This is a genomic window from Virgibacillus sp. 7505, from assembly GCF_002272135.1.
Taxonomy (GTDB): Bacteria; Bacillota; Bacilli; order Bacillales; family Amphibacillaceae; genus Terribacillus.
The window spans coordinates 1-227 of the sequence record NZ_NPBF01000359.1; the positions used below are offsets into that span (position 1 = coordinate 1).

Here is a 227-nt window from a genome sequence, read left to right on the forward strand (position 1 = left end):
TTTCGATTTGTTGTCTGAACGCTTCCTCATTTAACTCTGGCGCTAAACGCTTGCCAATGCTAAAAATCGCTAAAGCCCGTTTTGCTGCAACAACATTTCCTGTAAAGTAAGCAGCAGCACGGTCGCATGTATACTCACATGAGCGACTATACGCTTGTGCTAAAAAGGGAATAAGCTTAGCTGGAGCAATAAGGACATTTTTCCACACATGATTGCGTTTAATGTGG

The 227-nt window shown here is 42.7% G+C and carries 1 protein-coding gene; it reads right to left on the bottom strand.

Translation table 11 applies throughout. The features are described from left to right. A partial coding sequence (locus CHH91_RS21030; protein ID WP_483372422.1) for a M48 family metalloprotease occupies positions 1–227 on the bottom strand: 227 nt, incomplete at both ends.